Below are 7,532 nucleotides of genomic sequence, written 5' to 3' on the forward strand. Positions count from 1 at the left end.
CGGGTGGGTGGTTCTGCTCTTCGGGGACGGTGGTGCTGGGGGTGGGGTGACCGGCCTGTGGGCCCCCGGGAACCCCACGCACCCCACCCGGCGTCTTGACCTTCACCGCTACCGGGCCGCGCATGGAGGTCACGCCAGGTCATGGCACACCAGGGAAATCAGGCGGTCGGCAGTATCGGCGGTGCGCTCGGCGTCGTCAGAAGCCACCGCCGCACGCTGTACGGCTTCACCCTCCGCGTCTCCGCCGTGACGGCCCTGCTCGGCTGCGCGATCGTGGCCGGCGGTTTCGCGGAGACCTGGGACACCTTCGAGGCCGTCCGGGACTACGCGGACACCAACATCGCCAACGAGGACTCCTACGTGGCCTACGCCGACGGCGGCATGCCCCCGCTGGTACGGGCCGGTGCCGTGGTGTCGCTGCTGCTGCTCGTCCTGGCCCTCGTCGTCCTCTCCGTCCTGCACAGCGCGTACGCCGTCGGTGACGCGCACGCCAGACGCGACGGCGGACCGCTGACCGTCCGGGAGTTGTGGCGGCGCACCCGCGGCCGCCTCCCCGCGGCCCTCATGGTCAACGCGCTGACCGGACTGGCCGTGGCCGCCATGGAGCTGACGGCCCTGATGTGGTGGGGCCTCGTCGATGGCGGCAAGGTGCCCGGTGTCGAGCCCACGCCCCTGCACGGCACCGCGACCCCGCAGTACACCCTGGTGGGCTGGGTGCTGCCGATCGCCGTCGGGTGCCTCGGCCCGCTGCTGTACTTCCGCCTGTCCCTGGCCACGGCCGAGACGGTGCTGGAGGGCCGTTCCCCGTTCGTCGCGTTGCACCGCTCGTGGGTGCTGACCCGCCGCGCACGCCGACGCGTCCTCGGCCTGGGCACGCTGGTCACGACGGCCGCCGTGCTCGTCTTCACTCTTGCCCGGTACGCGGCCGCTCCCTTGGCCCACTACGCCGGCCTCGGCATGCTGTGGCTCAGCGACGACAACGTGTGGATCACCGGCGTACTGGTGCTGATCCTGCCCACGGCCGTGGCGCTCCTGCTGCTGCCCCCGCTGGTCATGCCGCTGGTGTGCGGGGTGTTCGCCCGCCTCCACGGGGAGTTGCGGGCGCGGGAGGAGGCGGGGAGGGCGGCTGAGACGGCGGCTTCCCCGGCGGCCGGCCGCCCGACCGGCGGGGTTCGTTGACCACTACTCGTTCCTGCGCAGCTCGCGGACCATGCAGTCGTACAGCGGCGCTTCGTCCCACGGATGGGACATTCCGACCTTCCGGTATCCCCACGCCGCGTAGGCGGACTGCGCCGGTGCGGCCTCCGGCTCGGGCCGCATCGTCAGCGTGGCCCGCTCGACGTCCAGGCCCTCGAGGAGCCGCGCATGCAGCTCGGCGGCGATGCCGCGCCGCCGCCACGCCTTCCGTACAGCCAACTCGATGATGACGAACGTGCGGTGGCCGTCCTCTCGTGTGAAGTCCTCCGGCAGCTCGACGTCCTGGAGGTTCTTCCACCAGCGAGTGTCAGGTGCGAGGCAGTAGCCGTATGTGAAGCCGATGACGTCGTCTCCGTCGAGGGCCAGGACGATACGGAAGCCGCGGCGCTGGACATGCACCTGAAAGTGGCCGATGAACTCGGCGACGTCACGCGGGCCCTCGCAGTACGGCGGCTCCGCGTACACCTCCTCGTAGGCGGGGAGGAAGGCGCCAAGCCGGGAGCTGCCGCCCGGGCCCTCGTACCGTTCGTACATCACCTCGGCCATCGCACTTCTCCCTTCAACCGGGCATACTCGGTCAGCTCATCGGCGGCCTCTCGGGCGCTCACCGCGTCGACGCTTCTGAGGAGATCACGCACCTCGGCCACTCGTCGGTTCACGCGGCCGGACTCCACCTCTTCGAGGTGAGTGAGGCTGCCGACCGCCTCGGCCCCGCCCTCGTCGACTTCGCCGGCCTGGACCAGACTGCGGGCGAGGGTCATCCGGTACAGGGCTCGGTTGCGCCCGTACGACCGGTCTTGGTGAGCGAGCGCTGCGCGCAGGAAAGGCACCGCTGCCTTGTGGTGCCCGGTGTCGGAATACATCAGGCCCTGGGCGTAGTCGAGCTCGGCGTGCCCGTGGAATGCGGCCCAGCCCGGGGCGGGGCGTCCGCGATCGGAGCGGTCCACCATGCGCATGGAGTCGGCGAGCCGCTTGCGTGCGTTGCTCTGGTCCTTCATGAGGGCCAGAGCGCGGGCCTCGCGAGCAGAGATCAGGGACAGCAGTACCGGGGAGCCGAAGGGGACGGCGAGCGAGTGGGCTGCGCGCGCCAGGTCGTAACCGTCGCGCGGTCGGCCTTCGTAGCTGGCCTGCATGCTCAGCGAGACGAGAACCAGGACCTGAAGTCCGGCGTCGTGAAGCATGGTCGCGGTGGTCAGCGCCTCGCCCCAGTAGCGGCGGGCGGTGTCCTGTTCGTCGGCGTCGTAATACAGCCAGGCACAGTGCTCGGCCGCCTCGCCCGCCAAGAGCTGGAGTTGGCGGCCGATGGTGTCCGGATAGCTGCTGGTGTTGATGATCCGACGCACACGCCGGAGGTGGCGGACGGCAAGGGACCGGACGTCGCCGCCTCCGTAGGCGTCATCAAGCGTGTACAGCGACCGCAGGCCCTCGCGGAGTTCGAGGAGGTGAGCGGTGCCGACGGCGGCCGGGATCCCGGTGCTCTCCCGAGGTCCCACCGCCAGGGCGGCGGCGACACCGATCGAGTCGGCGACGAAGGTCCTGCGGTCCACGTTCACCCCTTTCGGCGGCACTTGAAGGGCGTCCACCGTCGTGCCCGGTACTGGCCCGGGAAAGCCGAGGTCAGCGGGGCTCATCCCGAACATCGCGTGCAGGACCCGCCAGGCCGGGGGATGCGGCCTGGGCGGATTCGGCTGTCGCCACCGCCGGAATTGGCGGTCGGTGATGGTCACCTGTTCCCCGACTAATTCGGCGGTCGCCAGGAAGGCCGGGATGAACGACGACGGCTTGGCCCAGCCACGCTCGATGCAGGCGCGTGCGAACAGCGTCAGCGTCTCGTCCACCCTGGCCTCCCGAAGGCGTCTGCTCTTGTCGACCGTAGCCGCCGTGCTGGACACGAAAAGTCCGGCGGCTGAGAAAAAGTCCGGCGAAGGTCCGCACGGAGGTCCGGTAGCGCTTCGTGAACGACTGTTTTCTCAACGTGACAGCAGAGGCGCTGTTCACGTCGCGAGCACCACCGAGGGGCGCAAAGATGACGATGACCGCTGCACCAGTAGGGCCGCAGCGCTACCAGCGGCGCTATCGGGCGACGCTGGAGGCCGCGACGCAGGCGCGACGGGACATAGCGCTCGCGTTGCAGACTTGGGGCCTGCCTCAGCTGGTGGATGTGGCCGACCAAATCGTCACGGAGCTGGTCGCCAACGCGGTGGAACACACGAAAGCCGTCACGGTCGGCGCTTCGATCACCCGTACCGGCACGGAGTCCGCCCGAATTGTCGTGACCGACACCTCGCGCACCAGACCCTGCCCAGGCACACCGGCCGCCGACGACGAGAACGGCCGCGGCCTGCTCCTCGTCGACGCCCTCGCCCACGCATGGGGCAGTGAACTGGTGCACGGCGGGAAACGGGTGTGGGCGGAACTACGGGCGGAGGGCCAGCAGTGACAGCGACACCCGTGGCCGAGCTGCCGCGCGTCGACCAGCTCAGTCCACGCCAGCAGATGGCCATCGACTGCGCGCGCTGTGCCCGCCGGTTGGGGATGGCCGGCCGCGTGTGGGGCGAAGCGCGCCACCGGGGCCGGTTGTTCCGGCTGTGGATCTGCGATCCGTGTGCCCACCCCACGCCATTTGGCGGCGCCCCTTGACTCGCCACCCGGTGCCGGAGGCCGAGCATCCGGCACCGGGCGGTGATCGAGCCCCGTCCCGCCCCACGTCGCAGGCCCTACCGGGGCTAAGCGGGCCCTGCACGACTCCTGCCGACGCCCTCGGGCGTGGGCGGGACGAATGGTTCGGCAACATCAACGACAGGAGGCAACACATGCCCTCGACGGCAGCACTCGTCCCGTTCGGCGCCCGCGCCGAACGCACCCCACACACCGTGACCCTGGAGGCGAGCTCGTTCGCGTACGACCCGGTCCGTCAGGTCAACGTCCTGACCGACGGCACCGGCGCTCTGTGGAGCCGGTCCACCTCCTTGGCCGGGAGTTGTACGAATACGAACTGGGACAGCAAGAACGACAACACGGCCGACCCGTACCTGATGCGGTGACACAGCACCTTTCCGGCGGCCCGGTGCTGGCTCACCGTCTCCCTGTCCGCCGAGCACACCGCAGGACCTTGGGCTGGGGTCTTGACTGACGAGTACCGCTCCGTGCGGCTGGAGGAGGTGCGGGCCGTCTACTACAGGCGGCCCCGCCTTCCGGCCGTCTCAGAGCACATGGAAGAGCCCCACCACTCGTGGGCCAACGAACAGGCCCTGGCCGGCCTGCTCGGCACGCTGTACGCGCTGCCGGTCACGTGGGTCAACCGGCCCGAGGTCGACGGCATGGCCTCTCACAAGCCGGGACAACTCCCGGTGGCGACGGCGCACGGACTCCGTACACCCCGCTCACTGATCACCACGGACCCGGAGGCGGCCCGGAGGTTCTGCCACCAGGTGGGCGGCCGGGTGATCTGCAAGCCGCTCATGGGCGGCCCACTGGAGTACCCGGACGGCCGCCGTACCGGGGTCCCCACCCACGTGGTCGACCCCGACGCCATCGACGACTCCGTGTCCCTGACGGCGCACCTGTTCCAGGAGTGGGTGCCCAAGTCGCATGAGGTGCGCCTGACCGCCGTGGGCACGGACCTGTTCGCGGCCGAGATCCACGCGGGCAGCGACGCGGCCCGCGTGGACTGGCGCAGCGACTACGACGCCCTTACCTATGACGTGTGCAGAGTCCCGGGCGACGTTCGGGCCGGCGTGCTGGGTTGGCTGAAGCACTTCCGGCTCAACTTCGGCGCGTTCGACTTCGCCGTCACCCCGTCCGGGGACTGGGTGATGTTCGAGTGCAACCCGTCCGGAGAGTGGTCCTGGATCCAGAACCGCACGGGCCTGCCTATCGCCGCGCACATCGCTGAACTCCTCGCCAAGGGATAACCATGACGACACACACAGAAGATCGCGCTGCCGAGTTGCGCGCGGCGTTGGCTGACGAACTGGAGGCCAGTGGCCAACTCACCGACCCGACATGGCGGAGGGTGTTCGAGACCGTTCCGCGCCACCCGTACGTGCCGGAATTCTGGACCCTGACCAGCGCGGGGCAGCGGCGCGTGACGTCCGCCGATCCGGACTGGCTCGACCTGGTGTACGCGGACGACGCGCTGGCGACGCAGCTCACTGACGGCGTGGCAACCTCGTCGTCGACAGCGCCCGGGCTGATGCTCGTCATGCTCAAGGCCCTCGATGTCGCCGACGGCCACCGGGTGCTGGAGGTCGCGACAGGCACCGGTTACAACGCGGCGCTGCTGTCGGAGCGGCTGGGCAGTCACCAGGTGGCGACGGTGGAGGTTGATCCAGTGCTGGCCCGGCTGGCGGACTCGCGGCTGCGGCACTCTGGATACACCCCGTTGGTCCATGCCGGGGACGGCCGTGAGGGCCACCCGGGCCTGGCTCCGTACGACCGACTCATCGCAACCTGCGGCTTCAGCAGGGTCCCGTCGGCCTGGCTGGAGCAGGTGAAGCCCGCCGGCCTGATCGTGTGCCCATTGGGCTGGGGCACCGTCCGCCTGGTCGTCGCCGACGACGGACGTGCCGAGGGCAGGTTCCTGCCCGTCGGCTCGTACTTCATGGCCGTGCGCGACGCAGGCACCACCGGCGCTCCGGCCCACCCGGGCAGACCGGACGCGACGAGCGAACACGTCACTGGCTTGGACCTGAACGTCGTCGCCGGGGAGGAGGCGTTCCGCTTCGTGCTGTCACTCGTCGCCCCTGGCACCGCGTTCGCCTTCGAGCGCGGCGACGACGGCCAGGTGACGGCCGTGGAACTGTGGGGCAGTGACGGCGCGTGGGCGCGCGCCGAGGATGACGCCGTACGGCAGGCCGGGCCGCGTCTGTTGTGGCATGCGGTGGAGGCCGCGCACGGGCTGTACGTCGAACACGGTCGGCCGGGCCGGGAACGCTTCGGGGTGACTGTGACCGCCGAGGAACAGCGCGTCTGGCTGGACGCCCCGAGCCGACCGCTGCCTTGCGCCGCGTGACGCCGAGTCCTGGCGTCACACGGCGTTGACGTGAATGCCGTACTCAGGCCGAGGTGCCTCTGATGTGCAGGCCGCCACGGCCCTCCGCCGGCAGGGCACCACATTGGTGTCCTTGCTCCGCAAACGGCTGGAGGGTCGTGGCACCGCTACACCGGTAGTTGCCACCGAGACCCTGGACCCAGTTTCTTGCTCACGGCTCGCCCTGCCTGTGATCATGAAATGTGGTGAGCGTAGACGAGAGTGAAGCCGGGACCGCCCGTGAGACGGACCGGTGGCCTGACATACCCGGCGACACAGCGTTCACCATCAGGATTCCCGAGGCGGATCCGCTGGTGCGGGCCGGGTTCCCGGCCCATGTGACCGTGCTCTACCCGTTCGTGCACGAGAGCCGCATGGACGCCCCGGTCCACCGGGAACTGTCCGGCCTGTTCGCCGGACACGATGCGTTCACCCTGACGTTCGCCGCGTTCGGACGCTACCCCGGTGTCCTGTATCTCGACCCGCAGCCGCACGCCCCGGTCAAGGCGCTCACGGCGGACCTCACTCGGCGGTGGCCCGAACTGGTGCCGTACCGGGGGATCTTCGGCAGCGGCCTCGACCCGCACCTGACCGTCGCGAACCACGAGGGCCCCGCGACCCAGGACGCGGCGTACGACGCGCTGCAGGCCGAACTCGCGCCGCTGTTGCCGCTGACCTGCCACGTCCATGCCGTCCAGCTCATCGTCTGGGACGGCGAACGCTGGCAGGACCGAGTCGAATACCCGCTCGCTTGTGACAAGGCCTGTGCTCCGTACCTTGTCTGACGTACCGTCAGATTCCAGTGGGGGTCGAAGCGGCGACGCGGGAGCATGGGCATGGGCATGGACACGATCTGGCTCACCGGAGCGGAATGGCTGGCCGTGCTGCGGATCGGGCTCGGGCTGTGGTGGCTGGAGAGCTGGCGGCACAAGGACCGCAAGGCCTGGTTCGCACGCGGCACCGGCATCGCGTGGGCGGCCGGGATAGCGGCCAAGCATCGCTGGGGCGCCGTGCGTTCGGGCTTCGACTCCGTAGTCGCGCCCCACCCGCGCACCATGNNNGGGGCAGAACTCGATGATGGCGCTGATGTCGGTGGTCGGGCTGTTCGGGATGTCCTGGCAGACCTGGTCGCTCGACAGCGCGCTGGGGCTGTTCTGATGGCCGGGCGGTTCGACCTGCCCGAGCCGGACGTGTTCACCCGGACGTACTGGGACGCGGCCGCCGCGGGCCGGCTGCTGATCCGCCGCTGCCGGGCCTGCGGCCGGGCCCACCACTATCCGCGCGAGTTCTGCCCCCACTGCTG

At 70.0% G+C, this 7,532-nt stretch carries 9 protein-coding genes and 2 pseudogenes; 9 read left to right on the forward strand and 2 right to left on the reverse strand.

Annotated features, from left to right (window positions below; genetic code table 11):
• Positions 1 to 141 precede the first annotated feature (141 nt).
• Positions 142 to 1,179 (forward strand): hypothetical protein, encoded by a 1,038-nt coding sequence (locus tag CCL05_RS31555; RefSeq protein WP_086564101.1) that lies wholly within the window; start codon positions 142 to 144, stop codon positions 1,177 to 1,179.
• A gap of 3 nt (positions 1,180 to 1,182) precedes the next feature.
• Here CCL05_RS31555 and CCL05_RS31560 read toward each other — a convergent pair whose 3' ends face one another.
• A complete protein-coding gene (locus CCL05_RS31560; RefSeq protein WP_086564102.1) occupies positions 1,183 to 1,743 on the reverse strand; it encodes a GNAT family N-acetyltransferase in 561 nt (186 codons plus the stop codon).
• Complete coding sequence (locus CCL05_RS31565; RefSeq protein WP_086564103.1) at positions 1,731 to 3,035, reverse strand: NsdA family TPR-like regulatory protein; 1,305 nt, start codon at positions 3,033 to 3,035, stop codon at positions 1,731 to 1,733. Before CCL05_RS31565 ends, CCL05_RS31560 begins: the two co-directional genes overlap by 13 nt.
• Before the next feature lie 188 nt (positions 3,036 to 3,223).
• Here CCL05_RS31565 and CCL05_RS31570 point away from each other — a divergent pair, with 188 nt between their 5' ends.
• From CCL05_RS31570 to CCL05_RS31600, 8 genes and pseudogenes are all read left to right on the forward strand, one after another.
• Positions 3,224 to 3,637, forward strand: a complete 414-nt coding sequence (locus CCL05_RS31570; RefSeq protein ID WP_244204476.1) for an ATP-binding protein — start codon at positions 3,224 to 3,226, stop codon at positions 3,635 to 3,637.
• A 373-nt stretch (positions 3,638 to 4,010) separates the two neighbouring features.
• A complete protein-coding gene (gene tgmA / locus CCL05_RS31575) occupies positions 4,011 to 4,241 on the forward strand; it encodes a putative ATP-grasp-modified RiPP (RefSeq protein ID WP_086564104.1) in 231 nt (76 codons plus the stop codon).
• A gap of 81 nt (positions 4,242 to 4,322) precedes the next feature.
• Positions 4,323 to 5,111, forward strand: a complete 789-nt coding sequence (locus CCL05_RS31580) for an MvdC/MvdD family ATP grasp protein (protein ID WP_208641661.1) — start codon at positions 4,323 to 4,325, stop codon at positions 5,109 to 5,111.
• Between the two features lie 2 nt (positions 5,112 to 5,113).
• A complete protein-coding gene (locus tag CCL05_RS31585; RefSeq protein ID WP_086564105.1) occupies positions 5,114 to 6,211 on the forward strand; it encodes a methyltransferase domain-containing protein in 1,098 nt (365 codons plus the stop codon).
• Between the two features lie 224 nt (positions 6,212 to 6,435).
• Positions 6,436 to 7,014, forward strand: coding sequence for a 2'-5' RNA ligase family protein (locus CCL05_RS31590; protein WP_086564106.1), 579 nt, complete (start codon positions 6,436 to 6,438; stop codon positions 7,012 to 7,014).
• A 57-nt stretch (positions 7,015 to 7,071) separates the two neighbouring features.
• A pseudogene (locus CCL05_RS31595) lies at positions 7,072 to 7,279 on the forward strand (DoxX family protein); the annotation flags it as partial.
• A 12-nt stretch (positions 7,280 to 7,291) separates the two neighbouring features.
• Positions 7,292 to 7,387: pseudogene (locus tag CCL05_RS47615) on the forward strand (DoxX family protein); the annotation flags it as partial.
• Positions 7,387 to 7,532: Zn-ribbon domain-containing OB-fold protein (locus CCL05_RS31600; protein WP_244204477.1), on the forward strand; the 146-nt coding region annotated here is incomplete at its 3' end. The pseudogene CCL05_RS47615 and the gene CCL05_RS31600, both read left to right, overlap by 1 nt.

It is taken from the genome of Streptomyces africanus, from assembly GCF_002150735.1.
GTDB lineage: Bacteria > Actinomycetota > Actinomycetes > Streptomycetales > Streptomycetaceae > Streptomyces > Streptomyces africanus.

Coding starts and splice junctions, on each gene's coding strand:
- CCL05_RS31555 (WP_086564101.1), top strand. CDS start 142: ATGGCACACCAGGGAAATCAGGCGGTCGGCAGTATCGGCGGTGCGCTC.
- CCL05_RS31560 (WP_086564102.1), bottom strand. CDS start 1,743: ATGGCCGAGGTGATGTACGAACGGTACGAGGGCCCGGGCGGCAGCTCC.
- CCL05_RS31570 (WP_244204476.1), top strand. CDS start 3,224: ATGACGATGACCGCTGCACCAGTAGGGCCGCAGCGCTACCAGCGGCGC.
- tgmA (WP_086564104.1), top strand. CDS start 4,011: ATGCCCTCGACGGCAGCACTCGTCCCGTTCGGCGCCCGCGCCGAACGC.
- CCL05_RS31585 (WP_086564105.1), top strand. CDS start 5,114: ATGACGACACACACAGAAGATCGCGCTGCCGAGTTGCGCGCGGCGTTG.